Origin of the sequence: Streptomyces sp. 8K308 (genome assembly GCF_004348315.1) — a bacterium.
GTDB lineage: Bacteria > Actinomycetota > Actinomycetes > Streptomycetales > Streptomycetaceae > Streptomyces.
This window is the reverse complement of record NZ_SMKC01000079.1, coordinates 1-23,380: the sequence shown is the minus strand read 5'-3', so window position 1 is coordinate 23,380 and position 23,380 is coordinate 1. Positions and strand designations below refer to the sequence as shown.

Genomic DNA, 23,380 nt, shown 5'->3' with positions numbered 1-23,380 from the left:
GTTGTCGCGGGTTGGGGATCTGGCGGGGGTCCGGCTGTATCGCCGGAACGTGTTCGCCGTCACCGGGTTGCCGGTTGACGCGCTGGGGCGGGCCGTGCGGCGGCAGCGGCAGCGGTTCGAGGCGCGGCTGGCGGTCGGCGAGAGGTGGCCGGGCGACGCGGGATCGCCGCTCGCGGGGTCGTACGGCGAGGACGAGGTCCGCGCCGCGTTCGAGGAGTTCGCGGATCCCCGGCGGCGTCTGGTCGACGAGTTGCTGTGGCGGTGGGGGGACGCCGACCTCGGCTGCGGCTGTGCCCGTTCGGTGCACGCGGCGCACGACGAGGCCGTGCGGCTGCACGTCACGGCCCTGGAGGCGGAGGCCGGCCGGCTGGAGGTCGGCGCGGACGCGCTCGGTGCCCTGTGGCGGAGCGCGGCGAGCGGCTGGGGGGCGCTGCTGGGGCGTACGGAGCTCCGCGCGCACGTCGTCCACCGGATGCGGGCGCTCGACGATCCGCGGTTGGACGAACATGACGCCGAGGACTTCCTGGCCGGCCTCTCCCGGCTGCTGGTGTCGCCGCTGGTGGAGCTCGCCGCCGAGCCGGCCTTCGAGGAACGGCTGGCCGAACTGGCCGCGGAGTGGACCCGGTTCGCCGCCTTCTCGGTCGACCTGGCCGCGCTGTTCGAGGAGGCCGTGGAGGAGAGGGCCGGGAGGGTCGCGGACGGCCTGCGGCAGGCGGAGGAGGCGAAGGACGCGGGGCGGTACCAGGACGCCGTCGCCATCGCCAGGGAACAGGTCGTCCCCGAGTACGAACGGCTCAACGCCTACGGCGCGTTCGTCTCGGAGTGGCGCCGCGAGCAGCTCGCGCACACCGTCGCCGTCGCGATCAACAACCTCGCGGTGGCGCTGCTGCGCCAGCACGTGGGCGGGCGGCCGACCGCCCAGCAGCGGCAGACGGTGGTCGAACTGGCTGAGAAGGCGCACGACATCGCCCCCGAGCGGGACGAGAAGGACATCGAGGCGAACCTGAAGACGGTCTACGGGCTCTACGCGGGCTCGGGCCGGCTCCCCGGGAGTCCGCCGGCGGGCGAGACCGACACGGGCTGGGGGTGCGCGGCCTGCCTGCTGGCGGCCCTGGGGCTGGTCGCCGCGATCGTCGTGGGGGTCGTCGTGGGTCCCGCGGCCGGGCTCGGCACGGGCTTCGGCACGCTCGTCCTCATCGGAGCGATCGACAAGGTCGTGGAGTGGTTCAGGAGTGTGCGATGACGTCCAGGACCCGACGCCTCCGCGAGGCCCTCGCCCAGCTGCGGCACCCGCCGGAGTTCCGCGTGCCCCGCCCCCTCCTGAGCCCGGTCCAGGCCGACCTCGTCGCCGAGGTGCTCGCGGAGGTCGAGACCGCCGGGATCGCCGACGCCGGCCCCGAGGACGACGCGCGCGCCGGCCGGCTCGCCGGCGCGGCCACCGGCATCTGGCGCGCGCTGCGCAAGCTCGACCATGGCGCGGACACCCTCTCGGCGGCCGACCTGCGGCAGGTGCGCCGGCAGGTCATCGCGAGCCGGCAGGCGCTCGCCGACGACGGGCTCGAGATCCAGGAGCACGACGGCGAGCCGTTCGACTCCGGCCTGTCCCTGGAGGTCCTGGTCTTCCAGGAGGACCCGGATCTCACGGGCGAGGTGGTGCTGGAGACCGTGCGGCCGTCCGTCTACTTCCGCGGCGAGCGGATCCAGATGGGCCAGGTCATCGTCGGCACGCCGGCGGGAACGGCCCCGGCGGGAACGGCCCCGGCAGGAACGACCAGGAGCGACCAGGAAGGTCTCGGCAGTGCGTGAAACCATCGACTTCGGCATCGATCTCGGCACCACCAACAGCGCCATCGCGGTCGCCGAGGATGACGGCGTGCGCGTCATCAAGAACAACGACGGCTGGGACTGCACGCCGTCCGCCGTGTGGATCCCCAAGGAGGGCGTGGTCCACGTCGGCCGGCGGGCCAGGGAGCGCACCGAGAGGGATCCGGACGACGCCTACGCCGAGTTCAAGTCGGACATGGGGGTGGCTGGCGCCCACCGGCGGTTCCGGCGCACGGGCGTGTCGCTGACGCCCGAGCAGCTGTCGGCCGAGGTGCTCAGGTCGTTGCGACAGGACGCGGCGGCCGAGTTCGGGCACCAGCCGGAGGCGGCGGTGATCACCGTCCCCGCCTCGTTCACGCTCAACCAGAACAGCGCCACCTCGGCCGCCGCCGCGCTGGCCGGCCTTGGCGAGCACTGCCCGCTGGTGCAGGAGCCGACGGCCGCGGCGATCGCGTACGGCGTGCGGGACGTCTCGGAGTCGGCGCACTGGATGGTGTTCGACCTCGGCGGCGGGACCTTCGACGCGGCCGTGATGAGCAAGCGGGATGGCGAGCTCCAGCTGATCCAGCACGCCGGCGACCCCCACCTCGGCGGGAAGCTCATCGACTGGGCCCTCGTCGACGACCTGCTGGCGCCCGCCGTCCGCCGCGACCTGGGGCTGCCCGACTTCGCCCGGGAGAACCTCCGGGAGAACCCGCGGTGGCGCCGGAACTTCGCCAAGCTCAAGCTGGAGGCGGAGAACGCCAAGGTAGCGCTGAGCCGCGCCGCCTCGATCGACATCTCCTTCGACCTGGAGAACGGCGACGGCGGCACCGAGCCCTTCGAGTACAACCTGACCCGGGGCGCCCTCGACGACCTGGCGCTGCCCTTCTACGCCCGCGCGATCGCGCTGTGCCGCGCCGCGCTCGCCGAGAGCGCGCTGCGCCCCGACCACATCGACCGGCTGCTCCTGGTCGGCGGGGCCACGCTCAGCCCGGGGCTCCGCGAGCTGCTCGCCGACCCGACGCACGGCGCCGGCATCCCCGTCGACCACAGCCAGGACCCGACCACGGTGGTGGCACGCGGCGCCGCCGTGTTCGCCCGTTCCGTGCGGCTGCCGCGCCCGCCACGGCGGGCCGCGGCGGGCGAGTTCACGGTGGAGCTCACGTACCCGGCGCAGTCCGTCGACATCGCCGGCATCCCGGTGTCCGGCCGGTTCACGAGCGGCAACCCGGTCGACTGGCCGCGGTACGCCGTCACCCTCACCAACCCGGAAGGGCACCCGGCCTACCGCGGCCCGCGCACCGAACTCGGCCCGGACGGCACCTTCTACACGGAGGTGACCATCACCCGGGGGGCCAGGTCCCGCTTCACGGTGGAGCTCACCGACGCCTCGGGCACCCGGCAGAAGCTGGTCGGCGACACGCTGTCCATCACGCACACCACGGTCGTGCCGGGCGACGCGGTGCTCACCGGCACGCTCGGGATCGGCAAGGCGGACGGCACGTTCGACCCGCTGCTCCGCAAGGGCACGGCGCTGCCGGCCGTCGTGACGAAGGCATACCGGACGACGATCCCGCTGCGCAGGTCCGAGCCGGACGCCGTCATCCGCATCCCGCTGCTCGAGGGGGAGCGTCGCCGCGCCGACCGCAACACCCGGGTCGGGCTGCTGGAGATCCGCCCGCGGGACGTGCGCATCGACCTGCCGGCGGAGAGCGAGGTCGAGATGACCTTCGAGATCCGGGCGGCCAACCGGGAGGTACTGGTCACCGCCGACATCCCGTTGGTGGGGCAGCAGTTCGAGGCGACCATCAACCGCTCGCAGCTGGTGCCGCCGCTCCACGCCGAGCTCGTGGACCGGCTGCGCGAGGTGGAACGGCGGTTCCTCGACCTCCAGGACCAGGCGGACGACGAGCACGCGGAGCCGGCCAGGACCCGCATCGAGGACCTGGCGGCGCAGCGGACCCTGCCGCAGCTGCGCAAGGAGGTGGCCGCCGCGGCCGTCGACACCAGCGCGGCCGTCACCAGCGACCGCCGCATCCGGGACGTCGAGGCCCAGCTCGACGACATCGAGGAGGCCATCGAGGTGCCCGGGCTCCAACGGGAGCTGTGGGACCTGCTGAGCGCCTGCGAGGACCTCCTCGACCAGGTCGGCGGCGGCCCCTCCGACCGGCGGGAGCTCCAGAACCTGCGGGACCGCGCCGGCTCGCTCGGTGAGGACGCCACCCCGGCGCAGCTGGAGCGGCTCGTCAGGCGCGCCGTCGAGTTCCGGCTCGAACTGCTGCGCCGCACCGACCGGTGGGAGTACCTCGTCTTCAACGCGCTGGTCCAGATGCGGAACGAGATGGTCTCGCGCGCCCAGGCTGACGCGGCGATCCTCCGGGGCCGGATGGCCGTGGCCGCCGGCGATCTGAAGGCGCTGGCCGCCGTCAACGACCGGCTGCGCGAGCTGCTGCCGCCGGAGGTCGCCGACGACCTGGAGTGGAAGACGGGCGGCATCAAGTAGCCGATGGGTGAGGGGAGATGGCTGAGATGACCACCACGTCCGACGTCGCGAGCCCGGCGCGGCTCGCGCTCGTGGTGTCCCGGGCCAGGGCGGCGGCCCGCTCGGGCGACGGCGATGAGGCGCTGCGGCTGCTGCGGCCCGCCGGCGATCCGGCGGTCGGCGGGCACCGGGACGTGCTTGACCTGCTCGCCCGCGTGCACGCCCAGCGGGGCGAGTGGGAGGAGGCGGCGGCGGCCTGGCGGCTGGTGCGGGAGCGGCACCCGGAGGACGCGGCGGCCGCGGCCGGTCTCGCCCGCGTAGAGCGGCTGCGGCGGGGCGGCGCGTGGGCGGCGCTCGCCCGGCACCGCGGCCGTACGGCGCTGGTCGCCGCGGTGTGCGCGGTGACGGCCGTCACGGGGGTGGGCGCGGCGCTCGTGGGCGGCGCCGACGCCGGGCCCGCCGAGCGTGCGGGGCGGACCGCCCCTGGCCCAGAGGCCGGCCAGGAGCACGAGGCCGCCCAGGACCCCGCGGCGGAGCGCGCGGCCGAACAGGCGGCCAGGCAGGACGAGCGCCGGGCGGCTGCCGAGGCGCTGGCCCGCGCGCTGGACACGTCGGGACTGCGTGCCGTGGCCCGCGGCCCCGCGGTGACGGTCGTGTTCGATGACGGCCTCTTCTCCACCGCGGACCGGCTGACCCCGGTCGGCGCTGAGCTGCTCGCCACGCTCGGCGAGCGCCTGGCCGGGCGGGAGGTCACGGTCGAGGTCCGCGGCCACGCGGCCGCCGTGCCCGGCGCCCCCGACAGCGGCGGTTCCGTCGTCGCGCTGTGGCGCGCGCTCGTCGCGGCCCGCGAGCTGAGCGAGGCGAGCGGCCACCCGCTCACCGCGTTCACGACCGCCAGCGCCGACCAGCGGGAAGCGCCGCACGCGAGCGCCGAGCGCAACCGGACGGTCACGTTGCTGATCACCCCCGGGTAGCCGGCCTCGCCATAAAGAACGATTGCGTTTCTCCCGCCTCCTGGGCTACTTTGGTACGGAACGGTTTCGTACCAAAGAAGGGAGGCGCGATGCCCGACGAGACGCCGGCATCCCCGGTCCGTCGTCCGCGCATGACGCCCCAGCGGGAGCTCGAGCTCCTCACCACCACCGTCGAGGTGCTCCGGGAGGTCGGCTACGAGGCGCTGACGATGGACGCCGTGGCGACCCGCGCGCACTGCAGCAAGGCGACGCTGTACCGGCAGTGGTCGGGCAAGCCGCAGATGGTGGCCGCCGCGCTGTACGCCACGCGCCCCGTGGACGCGAGCGCGATCGACACCGGCACGCTCCGCGGCGACCTGATCGAGTTCGTCACCACGCTCGCGACCCAGACCGAGAAGGACACCGCGCTCATCGCCGGACTCGCCCACGTGGCGCTCACCGACGCCGCCCTGGGCCAGACCCTTAGGGAAACCCTGTTCGACCCCGAGCAGACTCACGTGAGGGCGTTCATCGACCGCGCCGTCGAGCGCGGCGAGCTGCCCGCCCAACCGGCGGCGGCGGCCTTCATGCCCCAGCTGCTCTTCGGCGCGCTGCTCTCCCGCCCCCTGCTGGAGGGCGCCTACCCGGACCCCGACTACCTGGTCCGTTTCATCGAGGCCGCCATCCTGCCGGCCCTGCACCACAGCTGATCCGCCACCCCACCCGTCCTGGAGCCCTCCGTCATGCCCCGTACCGCCGCCGACGCGCCCGTCGGCACCGTCCCGGCCGCCGTCCACGCGGACCCGCCCGCCTCACCGCGCCGCTGGTGGATCCTGGTCGTCATCGGCCTCGCCCAGCTCATGGTCGTCCTCGACGCCACCATCGTGAACATCGCGCTGCCCTCGGCGCAGCAGGACCTCGGGTTCACCGACGGCGACCGCCAGTGGGTGGTCACCGCCTACGCCCTCGCCTTCGGCAGCCTGCTGCTCCTCGGCGGTCGGATCGCCGACCTGTTCGGCCGCAAGGTCACCTTCCTGACCGGCCTCGTCGGCTTCGCCGCCGCCTCCGCCCTCGGCGGCGCGGCCGGCAGCTTCGAGGTCCTCATCGCCGCCCGCGCCCTCCAGGGCGTCTTCGGCGCCCTTCTCGCGCCCGCCGCGCTCTCCCTGCTGACCACTACCTTCACCGACGCCAGGGAACGGGCCAGGGCCTTCGGCGTCTACGGCGCCATCGCCGGCGCCGGCGGCGCCATCGGCCTGCTGCTCGGCGGGGTGCTCACCGAGACCCTGGACTGGCGCTGGACGCTCTACGTCAACCTGCTCTTCGCCGTCGCCGCCTTCGCCGGCGGGGCGGTCCTGCTCCAGCGCACCGCCCGCGACCGCACCGCCACCCTGGACGTCCCCGGCACGCTGCTGGTCTCCACCGGCCTGTTCGCCCTCGTCTACGGCTTCTCCAACGCCGAGTCGCACGACTGGGGCGACGTGGCCACCTGGGGCTGCCTGGTGGCCGGCGCCGCACTGCTCGCCGCGTTCACCTGGTGGCAGACGAGGGCCGCCCACCCGCTGCTGCCGCTGCGCGTGCTGCTCGACCGCAACCGCGGCGCGTCCTTCCTCGCGGTGCTGATCAGCGGCGCCGGCATGTTCGGCGTCTTCCTGTTCCTCACCTACTACCTGCAGGCCAGCCTGTTCTACACGCCGATCGAGACGGGGCTCGCGTTCCTGCCCATGGTCGCCGGGCTCATGATCACCGCCACGCTGTCCACCAGCGTCCTGGTCCCCCGCTTCGGCCCCCGGCCGATCGTCCCGCTGGGCATGGGCATCGCCGCCGCCGGCCTGGCGTGGATGACCGGCCTCGACCTGGCCAGCGGGTACGCCACCGACGTCATGCCGCCGCTGATCATCACCGGCCTCGGCATGGGCCTGATCATGGCCCCCGCGATGAGCCTGGCCACCGCCGGAGTGGCCGCCGAGGACGCCGGGGTCGCCTCCGCCACGGTCAACACCATGCAGCAGATCGGCGGCTCGATCGGCACCGCCCTCCTCAACACCCTGGCCGCCAGCGCCGCCAGCGACTACCTGGACGGCAAGGACCCCCGCGACCCGGCGGTCATGGCCCAGGCACAGCTGGAGAGTTACGCCACCTCCTACTGGTGGTCCGCCGCCTTCTTCGCCGCGGGTCTGGTCGTCAGCGTGCTGCTGTACCGCCGCGGCCGGGTCGCGGAGGACCCCAACGCCGCCCCGCTGATCCACATGTGACGCGCGTGCGACACACGCACGGGGCGACGGAGTGGGCACTCCGTCGCCCCGTGCGCGTGGGCCGTCAGTCGTTCGCGTTCAGGGCCGGCAGGTAGCCGTTGGCGTGGCCGAGGCTGGTCGGGTGGTAGGACTCCCAGACCGGCACCCGCACATCGTGCAGGTAGTCGTCGCCCGAGCAGAGCTCGTGGCCGTCGAAGGTCGGACGGACGTCCCCGAAGCGGAAGCCGTGGGCGGCGGCGCGCGCGGCGATCACGGAGTTGAGGGCGTCCGACGTGTCGTTGATCGCCGCCCGCTTGGTGTTGCTCAGACCGACGCAGTACCAGGGCGCGGGCTCGATGTACATGTGCGGGTAACCGAGCACGACGACCCGGGCGTTGGGCGCCCGCGAGCGCACCGCGCGGTAGACGGCGTCGAGCCGGCCGGGCAGCGTGTTGTTGATGTAGGTGCGGGCCGTGGACAGCCGGTTGAGGCAGGTGCTGTCGGAGCCGGTGACGCACGTCGTCATCGCGTCGGCGAAGCCGGCGTCGTTACCGCCGATGGTGATGCTGACCAGGGTGGTCGAGGAGTTGAGCGAGCCAAGCTGGTTGTTGATCACGTCCGTGGTGACCGCGCCGGAGCAGGCCACGAACGCGAACGAGGACGGGCTGTTGGCGGCGGCCCAGCGCGCCGGGTAGGCGTTGTTGCTGCGGTGACAGTCACCGCTCGACGAGATGTAGCTCCCGGCTCCGTTGCCGGACGAGTACGAGTCGCCGAGTGCCACGTAGGCGGGGGCCGCCGCCTGAGCGGTGCCCGCCGTCCCCAATAGGCCGACGACGAGGGCGGATACGAGGACGAAGACGGCTGACAGGGACCTTCTGAGTCTCACGCGACCTCCAACGACAGGGTCTCTGCCCGCACTTGTAGCAAGCTACGCGCGTTGCTGGAAGTGTTCATGCCAATATTCAGATGAAGTTCCCTGAAACAAACAGGAATTGATCACTTTTCGGCGCTCAGCAACCGCCCTCGACCGAGAAGCTCAGGTCCTGCGCCCGGAGCGAGGACGGCGCCAACCGCAGCCAGACCGTGCCGCGTTGCCGTGGATCGTCGTGGAGGTAGTGGACGAAGCGCTCGTCCCACCGCGACTCATCCTCGCCCAGGTACCGCGCCAACTTCCGCCGCCCGCGGGCCACGTCGAACGGCATCAGCTCGGCCCGCCCGCGCGCCACGACCTGCCGCACGAGCCCGGTCGCCGGCTCACACACGTCGACCACGATCGCCACCGCCGGATCGTCCGCCACCAGCCCGGTGAGCCGGGCCCACGGCCCGGTGAGGATCCAGAACGCCCCGCCCTCCCACAGGAACCACACCGGCCGCACGGTCGGCCCCGCGGTCGCGATCCGCGCGGTCAGCGGCTGGGCAAGGAACTCGTCGACGTCGAAGGCGTGTTGGCTCACCCACCCCATGCTGCCCGGCCACCCCACCCGCCGACCAGCGCCGCGAGACCTAGGACCCCCACCCGCTCCGTAACCCGTATAGTCACCTCACACGCGTTACTTCTCTTCGAAGGGACGGTCCGTGGAGTTCCCCCTGGACGACTACGCCGCCGGCGCGCGAGTGGCGACCGACCTGGTCACCACCTCGCCGACGGTGCGCGGCGCCGCCGGCGACGGCCTGCCGACCCCGGAGGCGCTGGCCGCGTTCCTGGCCGAGCACGGCCTTCAGTTGGACGCCCCGCCACCGACCGCCGCCGACCTCTTCCAGGTGGGCCTGCTGCGCCGCGAGGTGCGCGGCATCATCGAGACCGAGACGGCCGACCAGGCCGTCGCCGGCTGCGCGGTGCTGATGCGGCGGGCCGCGCGCGGTCCCGTGCTGCGGCCGGACGCGGCGGACGACCGGTGGCGCTGGCACGTGCCGACCGCGCCGGGCGCCGCGCTCGCCGACGAGCTGGCGGCGTTCCTCGCCGCCGGCCTGGCCGGCGTCGTCCGCGCCCTCGGCCACGGCCGGTTCCGCGCCTGCGCGGCCCCCGGCTGCCGGGGCGTCTTCGCCGACACCAGCCGCGCCGGCCGACGCCAGTTCTGCCGGCCAGAGCTGTGCGGCAACCGCGTCAAGGTCGCCAACCACCGCGCCAGGCAGGCCGTCCGATGAGCGCGCTCGTCCTGCCGGACGGCGTCGCCGTCCGCGCCCGAGGACTCCGGAACCCGTGGCCCGGCGGCCCCGCCCCCGACTACGGCCTCTACCTGGGCACCCGCCGCCTCCGTCGCGAGCACGAGGCGAAACTGACCTGGCCGCACGAGTGGCTCGACTGGCCCGACTTCCTGCTCCCCCGCGACCACGACCTGGCCCGCCGGCTGATCCGCGACCTCCACGCCCGCGCCGGCGCCGGCGAATCCGTCGAGGTCGCCTGCGGTGGCGGCGTAGGCCGCACCGGCACCGTCCTCTCCTGCCTCGCCGTCCTGGCCGGCCTGCCCCCGGCCGAGGCGGTGGCCTGGACCCGCGCCCACCACCACCCGCGCGCCGTCGAGACCCCCTGGCAGCGCCGCTGGGTCACCCGCTTCGCGGGCTGAACCGTGGCGGATACGGTTTCTGCCCATGCACCGAAGCCGCGTCTACGCCCTCCTCATCGACACCCCCGAAGCCGAGGCCGCCGCCGCGACCGCCTTCTGGTCGGCGGCCCTCGGCTCCCCGGCCCAACGCGACCCCGACCAGCCGCAGTTCACCGTGGTGCACGAGGCCATACCCGGCATCGTCACCGCGATCCAGCAGACCGGCGACGACGCGCCGCGCTTCCACATCGACATCGAGACCGACGACCTGGAGGCCGAGACGGAACGCCTGCTGGCCCTGGGCGCGGAGCGCGTCACGACGTGGCTCGACTGCCAGGTGCTGCGCGCACCAGGCGGCCACCTGCTCTGCGTCCTGCCGGTGCACAGCGCCCAGGAGGTCTTCGCCGCCCAGGCCAACACCTGGCCCTGACGGGCCGGTTGGCCGACGAGTCGGGTCCTTGCCGGATCGGCAACGGTTCGCGGGCGTGCGTGGGGTGGTCGGCGGATGATGGTTCTGGGTGCGCACACCGCTTTCGGGAGGAACCATGTCGCAGACGTCCGCCGCCGCCGGCGCCGCCGAGGGCGGGTTCCGGCACCGGCTCGTGGCCTCGCCCGCCGGGCGGACGCATCTGGTGGAGCGGGGCGAGGGGCCGCTCGTGCTGTTGGTGCACGGGTTTCCCGAGTCCTGGTACTCGTGGCGCCACCAGCTGCCCGCGCTGGCCGTCGCCGGGTACCGGGGGGTGGCCGTCGACGTCCGGGGGTACGGGCGTTCGTCGCGGCCGGCGGCGGTGGAGGCGTACCGGATGGTGGAGCTGGTGGCGGACGCCGTGGCCGTCGTGCACGCGCTGGGCGAGTCGAGCGCGGTGATCGTCGGGCACGACTGGGGTTCGAACATCGCCGCGATGTCCGCGCTGCTGCGTCCTGACGTGTTCCGCGCGGTCGGGATGCTCAGCGTGCCGTACGCGCCGCCCGGGGGGCCGCGGCCGAGCGAGGTTTTCGCACGGATGGGCGGCGAGGGGGGAGGCGAGGAGTTCTACGTCTCGTACTTCCAGCGGCCGGGCCGGGCCGAGGCGGAGATCGAGCCCGACGTGCGCGGCTGGCTGGCCGGCCTCTACGCCGCGCTGTCCGCCGACACCATGCCGGGGGCGGGCGCGCCCGACCCGCACTTCGTGGGCCGGGGCGGGCGGATGCGCGACCGGTTCCCCGACGGCCGGCGGCCGGCCTGGCTCGGCGAGCGGGAACTCGACGTCTACGCCGCGGAGTTCGAGCGCACCGGGCTGAGCGGAGCGCTGGCCCGCTACCGGAACATGGACCGGGACTGGGAGGACCTGGCGGAGCGCGCCGGCGCGCCCGTCACCCAACCCTCGCTGTTCGTCGGCGGCGGCCTCGACGCCTCCACGACCTGGATGGCCGAGGCGATCGCCGCCTTCCCGACCACGCTCCCCGGTCTCGTCGGCTCGCACGTCCTGGACGGCTGTGGCCACTGGGTCCAGCAGGAGCGCCCGGCGGAGGTCAACCGCCTGCTGCTCGACTGGCTGACGTCCCTGCCCGACGCCTCACGTCCCGACTGAGGCCGCCGATACAGTTCCGCGCATGGCCGACCACATCACGGTGTTGACGACGACGGACAGCAGGGAGGCCGCCGAGGCCCTGGCGCGCTCGGCGGTCGAGGCGCGGCTGGCGGCGTGCGCGCAGGTCGACGGGCCGATCACCAGCGTGTACCGGTGGGAGGGCGCCGTCCGGACGGACCAGGAGTGGCGGGTGCTGTACAAGCTGCCGGCCGCCGGGTACGCGGCGCTCGAGGAGCACGTCAGGGCCGCCCACACGTATGACGTGCCCGAGATCATCGCGGCGGAGATCACCCGGGGCAGCGCCGCCTATCTCGCCTGGCTCGACGACGAGACCGTCAACCGAGGGTCAGCAGGATAACCGCGGCGGTGGCGCCGACCAGGCCCGTGGTCTGGGGTCTGGTGGCCCGCTCGCCGAGCAGCGCGAAGCCGAGGACGGTGGGGATCGCCGGGTAGAGGGAGGCCAGGACGACGGCGATGGCCAGCATCTGCCGTTGGGTCGCCCAGAGGTAGAGGATGAGGCCGGAGGCCGCGCCTGCCCCGATCAGGACCGCCTGGGCCAGGGGGAGTGCGGGGAGCCGGAAGCGGCGGGCGTGCCGTGCGGCGCTCGGAAGCAGGATCAGGACGGCGGCCACGCGGCCGGCGGCCACGGCCCACACGCCGCTCGCCGGGTCCGCCTGGGCGAGTCCGATGTACTGCACCGCCACGCCGAGGCTGGCGATCAGACCGTCGACCGACGCCCGCCCGTCCGGGCCCGGCTCGCCGTCGCCGTCGCCGTCTGCGACGAGCCACAGCGCGGGCACGGTCAGCACGATGCCGAACCAGGCGAGCGGCGTCGGCCGGTCGCCCAGCAGGAACACGCCGCACAGCACGGACAGCGCGACGCCGGTGACGGCGCTCACCGGGACCACGACGCTCATGGCGCCCCGGCTCAGGCCCCGGTTGAGGAAGTGCATGGCGATGCCGCTGCCGACGCCGGAGAGCGCGCCCCAGGCCAGGTCGGCGGAGGAGACCGCGTCGGCCGGGACGAGGACGGCGGCGACCAGCGCGAGCGCGAGGCCGCCGAGTTGCCCGACGAAGGTGACCACGGCGAAGTGGACCCGTCGCGACAGCAGCCCGCCGGCGAAGTCGACGACGCCGTAGCAGACGGCCGAGGCCAGAGCGAGCACGGCACCCATCCGGCAAGGCTGCCCGGCGGCGGCCGCCCCAGTCGCACGGCAACGCCGATCACCGTTCGTGACGGATCGGGCACCGGATGCCGCCGAAGCGGCCCGGCGCCATCGCGTCTAGTCTGGAACGAAGCCCGATGAAAGCCCGAGGAAGCGGTCACCCAACGCCCTGACCAGCGGGAACGGGATGCGTCATGGACAGCAAGCCCCCGGCGACGGCCGCCGTGTCGCTGAGCGTGAGCGGCACCGTGAGCGGCTGGAGCGAGGGGGCCCGCCGGCTGCTCGGGTGGGCGGCGGCCGAGGTCGTGGGGCGTCCCGTGACGGATCTGCTGGCCGAAGGGGAGCTTCCCGAGAACGGCGGCAGGCACCGCCTGCCGCTGCGTCACCGGAACGGCGCAACGCTGGTGGCCGAGGCGACCACACACCCCCTGCTGGACGCGGAGGGCCGCCCGGCCGGCCACAGCCTCACCATCGCGCCCATGGAGCGCTCCGGCATCGTCATCGACGCCTTCGACCAGTGCCCGTCCGCCCTGGGCCTCTACGACCCCGAGCTGCGCTTCCTCTGGATGAACCAGACCAGCAGCCGGGTGATCGACCGTTCCGTCGCCTCGGTGATCGGCAAGCGGTACCGCGACCTGTTCCCCGACCTCAACGACCCGGACTACACGGACCGGAACCTGGAGGTGGTGCGGACGGGCCGGGCGGTGCGGCACGTGAACTACGTCCAGGCCGCCGGCGAGCCCTACGCGCACGCCTGGGCCACCAGCATGTGGCCGGTCAAGGACGAGGCGGGGCGGGTGCGGGGCGTCGCCAACTGGGGCTTCGACATGAGCGCCGAGCACTGGGCCCGTCAGCGGCTGCTCCTGCTCAGCGAGGTCGGCTCAGGCATCGGCGGCACGCTCGACGTGCTCCAGACCGCGCGGGAGCTGGCCCGCAGGTCGGTGCCGCGCTTCGCCGACATCGTCACCGTCGACCTCTTCCCCGAGGTGCTGCGCGGGGACGAGCCGCCGGCCCGGGCTCCGGCCGGCGCGGTGACGCTCACCCGCGCGGCGCTCCACCCCGGGACGGGCGCCGGACAGGCCGTGGTCCACCCGGCCGGGTCCACCGCCGCCCGCTGCCTGGCGACCGGGAAGTCCACCGTCCACGTCACCGCCGCCTTCGAGCAGGTGATCGAGTACGGCTTCGGTCCCGGGCTTGCCTCCGACCCGGCCCACTGGCCAGCCGGGAACCCGGCGATCGACGAGTCACTCGCCGCCGAGGGCCTCACCGGCCGCATCACGGTCCCGCTCGCGGCCCGCGGCGCGCAGCTCGGCCTCGTCGTCTTCGGTCGCGGCGACCGTCCCACGCCCGAGGCGTTCACGGCCGACGATCTGCTGCTCGCCGAGGAGCTGGCCACCAAGGCCGCCGTCGCGCTCGACAACGCCCGCCGCTACTCGCGCGAGCGGTCCACCGCGCTGGCCCTGCAGCGCAGCCTGCTGCCGCTCGACCTCCCGCCCCAGGAGGCCGTCGAGGTCGCCTCCCGGTACCTGCCGGCCGGTGCCGGCGCGGGCGTCGGCGGCGACTGGTTCGACGTCATCCCGCTCTCCGGGGCCCGGGTGGCGCTGGTGGTCGGGGATGTCGTCGGCCACGGGCTGCACGCCGCGGCCAGCATGGGTCGGCTGCGCACCGCCGTCCGGACCCTGGCCGACGTGGACCTGCCGCCCGACGAGCTGCTGACCCACCTCGACGACCTGGTGATCCACCTCACCAGCGACGTGCGGGGCGCCGGGTCGCGCCGCGCGGCCGGCGAGTTCGGCGCCACCTGCCTCTACGCCGTGTACGACCCGGTGGCCAGGCACTGCGCCCTGGCGAGCGCCGGGCATCCACTGCCGCTCGTCATCTCCCCGGAGGGCGTCGCGACGCAGCTGGCCGCGTCGCCCGGGCCGCCGCTCGGCCTTGGCGGGCTGCCCTTCGAGGCGACGGAGTTCCCGGTGACCGAGGGCAGCCGGCTCGCGCTCTTCACCGACGGCCTGGTGCAGAACCGCGAGCGCGACGTCGACCAGGGCATCGCCGAGCTGTGCGCCGCGCTGACGACTGGCGCGCCGGACTCGCTGGAGGCCGCCTGCGACCGGGCCACCGCGTCGCTGCGTCCCGAGCGCGGCACCGACGACGCCGCCCTGCTGCTGGTCCGCACCCGAGCGCTGGCCGAGGACCAGGCCGTGACCTGGACGCTCCCGCCCGACACGGCCGAGGTCACCCGTGCCCGGCAGCTCGCCTGCCGGCAGCTGGCCGACTGGGACCTGGAGGAGGCCGGGTTCGTCACCGAGCTCGTCGTCAGCGAGCTGGTCACCAACGCCATCAGGTACGGCGCGGCGCCGATCCGGCTGCGGTTGATCCGTGACCAGGCGCTGATCTGCGAGGTCTCCGACGCCAGCTCGACCTCGCCGCACCTGCGCCGGGCCCGGGCCTTCGACGAGGGCGGCCGCGGCCTGATGCTCGTCGCGCAGCTCACGCGGGGTTGGGGCACCCGGCACACGGCCGGCGGCAAGACGATCTGGTGCGAGCAGCCGCTGCCCACCGGCTGCCCCGGCCGCCCCCGCGGGTGACGCGCGGGGGCGGCCCGGTGGCTCAGGCGGAGAGGCCGGCCTTCAGGGCGGCGGCGATGCGGACCACGCGCTGCGCCTGGTGGCGGGCGGCGTCGCGGGTGGTGTCGTTGATCGGGTTGTTGCCCTGGGCGTCGACGTGCGAGGTGCCGTACGGGTTGCCGTCGGCGAACTTGACGGCGTCGGTGTAGCCGGGGGAGACGATCAGGCCGCCGAAGTGGTGGATGGAGTTGTAGAGGGCGAGCAGGGTCGACTCCTGGCCGCCGTGCTGGGTGGCGGTGGTGACGAAGCCGCTGTAGACCTTGTCGGCCAGCCGGCCCTGGGCCCAGAGGCCGCCGAGGGTGTCGAGAAACTGCTTGAGCTGGGAGGCGACGTTGCCGAAGCGGGTCGGGGTGCCGAAGACGACGGCGTCGGCCCACTCGATGTCGTCCGCGGTGGCCTCGGCTATGTCGGCGCTGGCGGCGACGTGCGCGGCCCACGCCTCGTTGGAGGCGATGGCCTCGGCGGGGGCGAGCTCGGCGACCTTGCGGACGCGCACCTCGGCGCCGGCCTTCTCGGCGGTGTCGGCGATCTCCTTGGCGATCTCGGCGCTGAAGCCGGTGGAGGAGTAGTAGATGACAGCGAGCTTGACCGGGGTGGACATGGGCGTGGCTCCCGTGACTGGTGGTTGGCCCTTCAACTTGTCGTTGAAGATTTAACCACACCCACCCCGCCCCTTCGCGGGGGCCCGCGACCAGGCCACCGGCAGCCGGTCGAGGTCGGCCGTGCGGCAGGCCGGGCGCGTGAGCCCCCGGCCACGAGCTCGCACAGGCGGCCGGTGGGCGCGGCGCGCTCCTCGCGGGGGCGTTCCGGCCGATCAGGATCCCGCCGGCGCCCTGGAAGAAGGGGTGGTCGACGCAGGGCACGCCGAGCAGCCCGCAGATCACCACCGACGGCACCGGCAGCGCGAACGTCGCCACCAGCCGGCCGACCGCGCCCCGGCCGGCAACCCGTCGATCCACCCGCGCCCACGATCCGGCGAGGCGGCCCCGCTGATCCGCGTCCGACCCCGGGAGGGCCGCGAACTCTGGCTGACGGCCAGGCGCGCGGAGCGGCCAGGGCCCGCGGCGGGGCGGACGACGGGCGGCCTCGCCGCCGCGGCCCGCGGCGGGGGCGCGTGGCGCCCGGTACGTCGGGCGACCGTGTGGGCACCGACCGGCAGGCGCCGCCCGAGGGCGGTCACGGTGTGTGTCGCCGCGCACGCGATGGGCGATTTCCCCGGGCTCCGATTCCTCACAGTTCGCGTCCGCTCGATCGGCGGAACGTGACCCCGGAGGGGGGGCCGTGTGACCTCGGCGACGAGACGGGCGTCACGTCCGATGCCGGGTCGTAGCGTTCACCGCGCCCGAACCGCCCACTATGAGGCTCGACAGGCGAATCGTCCGACTTCTGCACGGTTTGCCTTCGTAGGTCACACCTTTGCCCCGGGGCCCGAGCACTTTCCATGCTGGGCGACGTTGCCGCGCACCAGGCGTGGCAGACGATCCCCCCGCCTAGAGAGGTTGTTCCATGCCCGCCATCACGACGACCGCCCCCGCGACCGCGCTGCGCCGCCGCCCGGCGCGGGTGGCCTGCCTGGCGGCCGCCTCGGCGGCCGTGGCTGTCTCCCTGACCCTGCCGGCCCACGCCGCCGAGCGTCCCGCCGAGGCGACCGGCTCGACCCCGACGGTCACCCAGCAGGTGAGCGCCTCGACGGTGCAGGCCGCCGTCGAGAAGGCCGACAAGACCGCCGACAACGCCGACAAGCAGGCCGAGGACCCGGGTCGCGGCGCCCAGTTCGACGACGACGGTCGACTGATACCGATCGCGCACGACGAGCAGCCGGACCCGGTGCCGGCCAGCCGCGAGGACATCGACAAGTGGATCAAGGAAGCCCTGGAGATCATGGACGAGCATGACATTCCGGGCAGCTACGACGGCATCTACAGCAACCTGATGCGCGAGTCCTCGGGTGACCCGTACACGATCAACATGTGGGACACCAACGCCCACAAGAACATCCCGTCCAAGGGCCTGCTCCAGGTCATCGACCCGACCTTCGAGCAGTACCACGTGGAAGGCACCAAGAACGACATCTACGACCCGGTGGCCAACATCGTCGCGGCCTGCAACTACGCCGCCGACAGGTACGGCTCGATGGACAACGTGAACAGCGCGTACTGATCGGGCCCGCCACCGCCCCGGAACCGGGACGCCTGACCGAGACGCCCCGCCGGCAACCCGCCGGCGGGGCGTCCGCGTACCCACTTGACCTTGTCGCAGCGACAGGGTTTCCACTGAGGGCATGCGGATCGGAGAACTCGCCGACCTGGTCGGCACCACCCCGCGGGCCGTGCGCCACTACCACCGCGTCGGCCTGCTGCCCGAGCCCCGGCGGCACCCCAACGGCTACCGCAGGTACACGCTGCGCGACGCCATCGTCCTCGCCCGCGTCCGGCGCCTGCGCGACCTGGGCCTCAGCCTCAACGAGGTCCGGGACGTGCTGGCCGATGACGCCGGCAAGGACCTGGTCGAGGTGCTGACCGAACTGGACGCCGACCTGGCGCGCCAGGAGGCGGACATCCGGCGGCGGCGCGCCCACCTCGGCTGGCTCCTCCGCCAGGCGGAGGAGGACGGAGGACTCGCCTCCGAGGCGCCGGTCTCGTTCGAGCTGTCGGCCCTCTTCGACAACATGGCCCGCGTCACCGCCGAACTCGGCGGTGAGGAGCCACGGTGGGCCGCCGAGGAGCGGGCCCTGCTCGCCCTGCTCGAGACCAGCAGGCGGGGCGCCGACCGCGAGTGGCTCGACGGGCTGCTGGCGGCGCTGACCACGGCCTCCGACGCCGTCCCCAGGGCGTACGAGATCTACGCCGACTTCGACGCGCTCGTGGACGCCCCGGTCGACGACCCCGGGGTCGAGCGGACGGCCCGCGCCATCGTCGACTCCCTACCCGAGGGCGTGTGGGAGGCGCTGTCGATCCCCGAGGCGCTGACCCCGGAGAACCTGAGCAGCGGCTTCGCCGACGCCTTCTTCGCCGAGTTCTCGCCCGCCCAGGCCGCCACGGTCCGCCGGGCCATGGAACTGCTGCGGGAAGGGGCGTGAGGGCCGCCGGGGCCGCGCTGCGGCTCGTCCGACACGAGCTCCTGCTGTTCACCTGCCTGCTGCGCTGGGTGACGCGCCGCGGGCCGCACGGCGTGCGGGCGGGCGGCGACCTGCCCGTGCCGTACGCCGCGGGTCAGCTCTTCGTGACCGTCTGCTTCCTCTTCGCCTCCGTGGTGGAGACCGTGGTGCTCGCGCTGCTCGTCCACTGGCCCCTGGTGCACCTGATCTGCCTGGTGCTCGGCCTCTGGGGGATCTACTTCGTGATCGCCCTGTACGCCTCGTGCGCCGTCCGCCCGCACGTCGTCGGCGCCGACGGCTCCCTCCGGCTGCGCTACGGCGCACTGCTCGACATCGGGATCCCCGCCCAGCGCATCGCCTCGGCCCGCGTCGATCGCCGCTACCCGTCGAGCGCCCCGGGAGCCGTGGACGCGGCGGGCCGCGCCGACCTGGCGGTGGGCGGCCAGACCACGGTCACCGTGGAGCTCACCGAGCCGATCACCTTCACCCGCGTCCTCGGCGCCCGGGCCACGGCCCGCGCGTTCAGCTACCACGCCGAGGACCCGGAGGCCGCCGTCGCGACCCTGCGCGCCCGCGCCCGCCTCGACCACGCCTGAGCGGCGCGCCGTTTCGCCGGGGCGGCCGGGTGCTCGTCGCCGCGCGGTTCCGCGCGCCGCCGCGCGAAGCGGCCTCCAGCCTGGAGGCGGGGCGGCGCCAGCCCTCGCTGCCGGTGCCGCTCGGCCTGGCCAGGATCTACGCGAGGCGGTGCCCGACCCCGACCCGGTCGTCAGGGCGGGCGACGCGGTGGCCCGTCGGCCGGGCGGCTTGACCTACCGGGAGGCGGGCGTCCCGGGCCGCGCGCTCCAGGCGCCGCGGGCGCGGGTGCCGCACGCCGACCGGCAGGACGGGCTGGTGCGCGTGCACCCCGGCGAGGAGTGGCTCCACGTGCTGCGCGGCCGGCTGCGGCTGCGGCTCGGCGGCGCCGAGCACCGGCTCGGCGAGTGCGACAGCGCCCACTTCGACTCCCTCACCCCGCACCGGCTCAGCGCCGACATACCACTCCGCGGCGTGGGGCACGTCGGGCGCCACGCGCGGATGCGGCCGAGTATGGGCTGTGCGCTGCCGTCGATGTGCGGGCTCCGCCGCGTGGGGCGCCTGTCCGAAACCCGCCGCCCAGGCCCCCGGCGTCGTGGGAAACGAGGTGACGGCGACGGCGGCCAGTGCCCATGCTGCTCGCATGGCGCGACTCCACGACATCGTCATCGACTGTGCCCACCCCGCCGCCACCGCCCGGTTCTGGGCGGCGGCCCTGGACGGATACGCCGTCGCCCCGTACGACGAGGCCGAGCTCGCGCGCCTCGGCGCCCTGGGGTTCGCGGGTCCCGAGGACGACCCGACCGTGCTCGTCGAGCCGGCGGGCGGCGGCCCGCGCCTCTGGTGCCAGCTGGTGCCGGAGCCCAAGCGCGGGAAGAACCGCGTCCACCTCGACCTGCGTGCCGCCGCCCCGGAAGCCGAGACGGATCGACTCGTCGCGCTCGGTGCCACCGTGGTGGCCCGCCACGAGGACCACCACGTCCTGGCCGACCCGGAGGGCAACGAGTTCTGCCTCTTCCCCGCTCACCGCTGAGCCGGCGAGCCGTGCGTCACGCGGCGGGTTCGATGCGCAGGACGGCGGTGGTGTCCTGGATCTCGACGACCTCCAGGGTCATGGCGTCGTTGATGGTCGCGACGGATCCCTCGTCGCAGTTCAGCCCGACACCGCCGCCGCCCCCCGACGACACGGCGCCGCCACCGGAGCAGCCGGAGACGCTGAAGCCCGACCCCGTCACCGGCGCGACCATCTCGACCGCGCCGTCGGTGATCCCCAGCACCTCGATCGGCCCGAGGCCGTACGTCTCCGGCACGGTCACGACGTCGCCCACGGCGACCTCGATCTCGCACGTCCCCTCGGCGCACGGCCCGGTCAGCGAGGGCGACGTCGTGACCGTCTCCGTGGGAGTCGGCGTGGGGTCGGACGCCGGCGCCCCTGAGTCGGACCCGCTGGGCCGGTCCTCGGCGGAGGACCCTCCCGAGGAATCCGAGGAGCACGACGTGAGAGCGGCGAACACGACGGCGACGACAACGGCGGCGGCGGCGGGGGTGGATGACGTTCTGCGCATCATGGTCGCCATGGAACCCCGTCCCGACCGGGACCCCTCCCCATCCGGGCGGTGGGGGACTCAGCCTGCGGCTCAGTCCCGCGGCTCGGTCGCGGCCCGCTGGGACTCACTGCGCAGCACGCAGAACTCGTTGCCCTCGATATCGGCGAGCACGACCCACCCCGTGCCGTCCGGGTTGCGGCGGTCGGCGACCAGCGTGGCGCCGAGGGCGAGCAGGCGGTCGAGCTCGGCCTCGCGGGTGGTGTCCGGGCGCAGGCACAGGTGGATCCGGTTCTTGACGGTCTTCGGCTCCGGCACCTGGTTGAAGTGCAGGATCGCGCCGGCCGGCAGCAGGACCTGCGTCTCCTCGTCGCCAGGCCGGTCCTCGGGGTGCTGCGGACTGCCGGTGACCTCGCTCCAGAAGCGGGCGAGGGCGTAGGCGTCGGCGCAGTCGATCGCCACGTTCTGCACGAAAGATGCCATGAGCCCCAGCCTAGGACCCGGCCCGGCCGGCGCCGCCGGGCGGTGCCCCCGGCCGGCGTCGCTTCGCGCCGCACCGGGCGGGGCAACAGAACACCCGACGCCCCGCGCGCTGTTCACCGGGGCGTCGCCCGGACGACCTCGGGGACCGGCGGTCCGATAACCGCCGCTTCCTAAGGTTCGGGCTGTTTTGCGCCGCTCACCGGACAAGGAGGCACCCCCCATGCCACGCGTCAGAACGATCCTGGTCGCCGCCGTCGCCCTCGCCGCGACGGCCGTCGCCGGCCCCGCGTTCGCCGCTTCCCCCGGCGAAGTCCGTCCGGACGCGGGTGAGTTGCCGACGCACATCAACGGCGGCGCCTGGCCGACCAGTCACGTGCAGGGCGTCACCGTCGACCGGGAAGGCGGCTTCGTCTACTGGTCGTTCACGCAGATGCTGGTGAAGACCGACCTCGCGGGCAACGTGATAGGCACCGTCGAGGGGCTGACCGGCCACCTCGGCGACATCGACCTCAACCCGCAGGACGGCCGGGTCTACGGCTCCCTGGAGTACAAGGCCGAAGAGGCGTTCTACATCGCCATCTTCGATGTCGACGCCATCGACCGGGTCGGCATGAACGCGGAGACCGACGGCGTGATGACGGCCGTCCACCTGGAGGAGGTCGTCGAGGACTTCACCGCCGACATGGACGGCGACGGCGTCTTCGACGGCGACACCGCGAACACCGCCGACCACCGCTATGGCTGCAGCGGCATCGACGGCGTCTCCTTCGGCCCCTCGTTCGGCTCGCGCGCCAGCGACGACGGCGACCGCGGCCGGCAGCAGCAACGGCTGATGGTCGCCTACGGCGTGTACGCCAACACCGGACGCGCCGACAACGACCACCAGGTGATCCTGGAGTACGACGTGCGGAACTGGGCCCGCTACGAGCGGCCGCTCTCGCAGAGCGACCCGCACCGCAGCGGCCCGCACCGCCCGAACGGCAAGTACTTCGTCCGCACCGGCAACACCACCTACGGGGTGCAGAACCTCCAGTACGACCCGTCCACCGGCAACTGGATGATGGCGGTCTACACGGGCACCAAGGAGGAGTTCCCCAACTACTCCTTCTTCATGATCGACGGCGACGTGCCGCCGCGCCGCGGCGAGATCACCGGCCAACCGCAGCGCGAGCGCGGCCAGTTGCTCAGCCTGGTGCGGGACGGCCGGCACGACCCGGCGACCGGCGTCTTCGGCTGGGACTTCCACGGCAACTACGGTCTCGAGGCTCTGGGCGACGGCTACTACTACGCCGCCGAGGGCCGCGCCGTCACCGTGGACGGCCAGCGCCGGCAGCTCGGCGAGGTCTACCTCTACCGCTGGACCGGCGCCACCCCGACGCCCTTCGAGCGCGTCACCGACTGACCGGCCGCGTCAGGTCGGCGGTCACCCGAAGCCCGGGGACCCGGCGGTTGCTGACCACGGCCAGCTCGTAGTCGTGCCGGGTGCCGCGCTGCCACTGACCGCCGGCCAGCCGCACGGTGGCGACGTTCGGCACCGGGCCCGCCGTCCAGTCGAGCGGCCCCGCGATGGTCTCCAACCGCGCCGCGCCGATCGCCTCGGCCACCGCCGCCGGCTCCCCCGGGTCGGCGGCGGTCCGCAGCGCGTGCGCGGCGACCTCGAACAACGCATGGGCCAAACCCAGGGTTGTGAGCTGTTGTTGGTTGAGCATGTGTGAGTGCGTTCTGGCGTGTGTGAGTGAGTTTCTGCACTGCGGTGTGTGCAGGAGGGCGACCTGCGCGCCCTGCGGACCTTCCTCGCCCAGCCCGCGCAGCGGGACCGCACGGAACAGCAGCGGCTGCGGCGCTTCCTTGGCACAAAGTCGGGGCGCAAGATCCGCTACGGCCACGTGCTCGTCGAGGCCCTCGACCCCGACCGGGTGCCCGCCCCGCTCGACGACCTGCTCGCCAACGTCTGACCACGCGGCCGGGCCCCGGGCCGAGCCCGGTCCCGGGCCGCGTCGCTCGATCGGATTGTCCTCGGGCCGAAAGCGGATCTTCCGGGCGCCACCGGGTCAGGGTGCTCGTATCGCCGTTGTCAGGAGAGCGATACGGAGGCCGATCCCGATGCGGGTGATGTGTACGACGATGGGCAGCCCCTCCCACGGCCGGGCCCAACTTCCGCTGCTGCGCGCCCTGTCCGCCGCCGGGCACGAGGTGCTCGTGGTCACCGACGAGGTGTTGGCCCCGGTGTTCAGGGAGGACGACGTCCGGGTGCTGACGCGCATGCCGGACCTCGACCCGGGCGGGTGGGTCGAGCGGTACCGGGTG

At 73.9% G+C, this 23,380-nt stretch carries 24 protein-coding genes and 3 pseudogenes; 20 read left to right on the top strand and 7 right to left on the bottom strand.

Annotated features, from left to right (window positions below):
- The 6 genes from E1265_RS14315 to E1265_RS14290 all read left to right on the top strand — a co-directional run.
- Positions 1 to 1,243: hypothetical protein (locus E1265_RS14315; protein ID WP_207931072.1), on the top strand; the 1,243-nt coding region annotated here is incomplete at its 5' end.
- Positions 1,240 to 1,806, top strand: a complete 567-nt coding sequence (locus E1265_RS14310; RefSeq protein WP_243740779.1) for a hypothetical protein — start codon at positions 1,240 to 1,242, stop codon at positions 1,804 to 1,806. The genes E1265_RS14315 and E1265_RS14310, both read left to right, overlap by 4 nt.
- Positions 1,799 to 4,309 carry an Hsp70 family protein gene (locus tag E1265_RS14305; protein WP_132930683.1) on the top strand — a complete coding sequence of 837 codons (2,511 nt, stop codon included), beginning with the start codon at positions 1,799 to 1,801 and terminating at the stop codon, positions 4,307 to 4,309. Before E1265_RS14310 ends, E1265_RS14305 begins: the two co-directional genes overlap by 8 nt.
- A gap of 26 nt (positions 4,310 to 4,335) precedes the next feature.
- The gene (locus E1265_RS14300; RefSeq protein WP_132930682.1) at positions 4,336 to 5,262 is read left to right on the top strand and encodes a hypothetical protein; all 927 of its coding nucleotides are present in this window, start codon (positions 4,336 to 4,338) and stop codon (positions 5,260 to 5,262) included.
- Positions 5,263 to 5,351: 89 nt separating this feature from the next.
- The gene (locus E1265_RS14295) at positions 5,352 to 5,951 is read left to right on the top strand and encodes a TetR/AcrR family transcriptional regulator (protein WP_132930681.1); all 600 of its coding nucleotides are present in this window, start codon (positions 5,352 to 5,354) and stop codon (positions 5,949 to 5,951) included.
- Positions 5,952 to 5,984: 33 nt separating this feature from the next.
- Complete coding sequence (locus E1265_RS14290; protein WP_132930680.1) at positions 5,985 to 7,493, top strand: MFS transporter; 1,509 nt, start codon at positions 5,985 to 5,987, stop codon at positions 7,491 to 7,493.
- Positions 7,494 to 7,557: 64 nt separating this feature from the next.
- On the opposite strand, the gene E1265_RS14285 is transcribed toward E1265_RS14290, so the two are convergent.
- Together E1265_RS14285 and E1265_RS14280 are read right to left on the bottom strand one after the other, a co-directional pair.
- The gene (locus E1265_RS14285) at positions 7,558 to 8,340 is read right to left on the bottom strand and encodes an SGNH/GDSL hydrolase family protein (protein ID WP_207931073.1); all 783 of its coding nucleotides are present in this window, start codon (positions 8,338 to 8,340) and stop codon (positions 7,558 to 7,560) included.
- Positions 8,341 to 8,482: 142 nt separating this feature from the next.
- A complete protein-coding gene (locus tag E1265_RS14280; RefSeq protein ID WP_132930678.1) occupies positions 8,483 to 8,935 on the bottom strand; it encodes a pyridoxamine 5'-phosphate oxidase family protein in 453 nt (150 codons plus the stop codon).
- 112 nt (positions 8,936 to 9,047) lie between these two features.
- Between E1265_RS14280 and E1265_RS14275 the strand changes: the two genes are divergently transcribed.
- The 5 genes from E1265_RS14275 (at position 9,048) to cutA (ending at position 11,944) form a co-directional block, all read left to right on the top strand.
- The gene (locus E1265_RS14275) at positions 9,048 to 9,617 is read left to right on the top strand and encodes a CGNR zinc finger domain-containing protein (protein WP_132930677.1); all 570 of its coding nucleotides are present in this window, start codon (positions 9,048 to 9,050) and stop codon (positions 9,615 to 9,617) included.
- Complete coding sequence (locus tag E1265_RS14270) at positions 9,614 to 10,036, top strand: protein-tyrosine phosphatase family protein (protein WP_132930676.1); 423 nt, start codon at positions 9,614 to 9,616, stop codon at positions 10,034 to 10,036. The genes E1265_RS14275 and E1265_RS14270 overlap by 4 nt, the downstream gene beginning before the upstream one ends.
- A gap of 25 nt (positions 10,037 to 10,061) precedes the next feature.
- Positions 10,062 to 10,445: a VOC family protein gene (locus E1265_RS14265; protein ID WP_132930675.1), complete on the top strand. Its 384-nt coding sequence runs from the start codon at positions 10,062 to 10,064 to the stop codon at positions 10,443 to 10,445.
- Positions 10,446 to 10,560: 115 nt separating this feature from the next.
- A complete protein-coding gene (locus E1265_RS14260) occupies positions 10,561 to 11,586 on the top strand; it encodes an alpha/beta hydrolase (RefSeq protein ID WP_132930674.1) in 1,026 nt (341 codons plus the stop codon).
- Positions 11,587 to 11,608: 22 nt separating this feature from the next.
- Positions 11,609 to 11,944: a divalent-cation tolerance protein CutA gene (gene cutA / locus E1265_RS14255; protein ID WP_132930673.1), complete on the top strand. Its 336-nt coding sequence runs from the start codon at positions 11,609 to 11,611 to the stop codon at positions 11,942 to 11,944.
- On the opposite strand, the gene E1265_RS14250 is transcribed toward cutA, so the two are convergent.
- Positions 11,922 to 12,761, bottom strand: a complete 840-nt coding sequence (locus E1265_RS14250; protein WP_132930672.1) for an EamA family transporter — start codon at positions 12,759 to 12,761, stop codon at positions 11,922 to 11,924. The two genes, cutA and E1265_RS14250, sit on opposite strands and share 23 nt — an antisense overlap.
- A gap of 185 nt (positions 12,762 to 12,946) precedes the next feature.
- On the opposite strand from E1265_RS14250, the gene E1265_RS14245 reads away from it, so the two are divergent.
- On the top strand, positions 12,947 to 15,337 hold the full coding sequence (locus tag E1265_RS14245) for a SpoIIE family protein phosphatase (protein WP_132930671.1): 2,391 nt from the start codon (positions 12,947 to 12,949) through the stop codon (positions 15,335 to 15,337).
- 22 nt (positions 15,338 to 15,359) lie between these two features.
- Here E1265_RS14245 and wrbA read toward each other — a convergent pair whose 3' ends face one another.
- Positions 15,360 to 15,977 carry an NAD(P)H:quinone oxidoreductase gene (wrbA, locus tag E1265_RS14240; protein WP_132930670.1) on the bottom strand — a complete coding sequence of 206 codons (618 nt, stop codon included), beginning with the start codon at positions 15,975 to 15,977 and terminating at the stop codon, positions 15,360 to 15,362.
- 905 nt (positions 15,978 to 16,882) lie between these two features.
- On the opposite strand from wrbA, the gene E1265_RS14235 reads away from it, so the two are divergent.
- The 5 genes and pseudogenes from E1265_RS14235 to E1265_RS14215 all read left to right on the top strand — a co-directional run bounded on the left by E1265_RS14235 (position 16,883) and on the right by E1265_RS14215 (position 20,079).
- On the top strand, positions 16,883 to 17,536 hold the full coding sequence (locus E1265_RS14235) for a transglycosylase SLT domain-containing protein (protein WP_132930669.1): 654 nt from the start codon (positions 16,883 to 16,885) through the stop codon (positions 17,534 to 17,536).
- Between the two features lie 121 nt (positions 17,537 to 17,657).
- Complete coding sequence (locus tag E1265_RS14230; RefSeq protein WP_132930668.1) at positions 17,658 to 18,455, top strand: MerR family transcriptional regulator; 798 nt, start codon at positions 17,658 to 17,660, stop codon at positions 18,453 to 18,455.
- Complete coding sequence (locus E1265_RS14225) at positions 18,452 to 19,069, top strand: hypothetical protein (RefSeq protein ID WP_243740778.1); 618 nt, start codon at positions 18,452 to 18,454, stop codon at positions 19,067 to 19,069. The genes E1265_RS14230 and E1265_RS14225 overlap by 4 nt, the downstream gene beginning before the upstream one ends.
- A 74-nt stretch (positions 19,070 to 19,143) precedes the next feature.
- Positions 19,144 to 19,502 (top strand): annotated as a pseudogene (locus tag E1265_RS14220) (cupin domain-containing protein); the annotation flags it as partial.
- A gap of 187 nt (positions 19,503 to 19,689) precedes the next feature.
- Positions 19,690 to 20,079: a VOC family protein gene (locus E1265_RS14215; RefSeq protein WP_132930667.1), complete on the top strand. Its 390-nt coding sequence runs from the start codon at positions 19,690 to 19,692 to the stop codon at positions 20,077 to 20,079.
- A 16-nt stretch (positions 20,080 to 20,095) separates the two neighbouring features.
- Here E1265_RS14215 and E1265_RS39010 read toward each other — a convergent pair whose 3' ends face one another.
- Positions 20,096 to 20,614 carry a hypothetical protein gene (locus tag E1265_RS39010; protein WP_243740777.1) on the bottom strand — a complete coding sequence of 173 codons (519 nt, stop codon included), beginning with the start codon at positions 20,612 to 20,614 and terminating at the stop codon, positions 20,096 to 20,098.
- A gap of 69 nt (positions 20,615 to 20,683) precedes the next feature.
- Positions 20,684 to 21,073, bottom strand: coding sequence for a VOC family protein (locus E1265_RS14205; RefSeq protein WP_132930666.1), 390 nt, complete (start codon positions 21,071 to 21,073; stop codon positions 20,684 to 20,686).
- A gap of 220 nt (positions 21,074 to 21,293) precedes the next feature.
- Here E1265_RS14205 and E1265_RS14200 point away from each other — a divergent pair, with 220 nt between their 5' ends.
- Positions 21,294 to 22,475, top strand: a complete 1,182-nt coding sequence (locus E1265_RS14200) for a hypothetical protein (RefSeq protein ID WP_132930665.1) — start codon at positions 21,294 to 21,296, stop codon at positions 22,473 to 22,475.
- Here E1265_RS14200 and E1265_RS14195 read toward each other — a convergent pair.
- A complete protein-coding gene (locus E1265_RS14195; protein WP_132930664.1) occupies positions 22,465 to 22,749 on the bottom strand; it encodes a hypothetical protein in 285 nt (94 codons plus the stop codon). The genes E1265_RS14200 and E1265_RS14195 overlap by 11 nt on opposite strands.
- An 87-nt stretch (positions 22,750 to 22,836) precedes the next feature.
- On the opposite strand from E1265_RS14195, the pseudogene E1265_RS14190 reads away from it, so the two are divergent.
- Positions 22,837 to 23,028 (top strand): annotated as a pseudogene (locus E1265_RS14190) (ATP-dependent endonuclease); the annotation flags it as partial.
- 148 nt (positions 23,029 to 23,176) lie between these two features.
- Positions 23,177 to 23,380 (top strand): annotated as a pseudogene (locus tag E1265_RS14185) (glycosyltransferase); the annotation flags it as partial.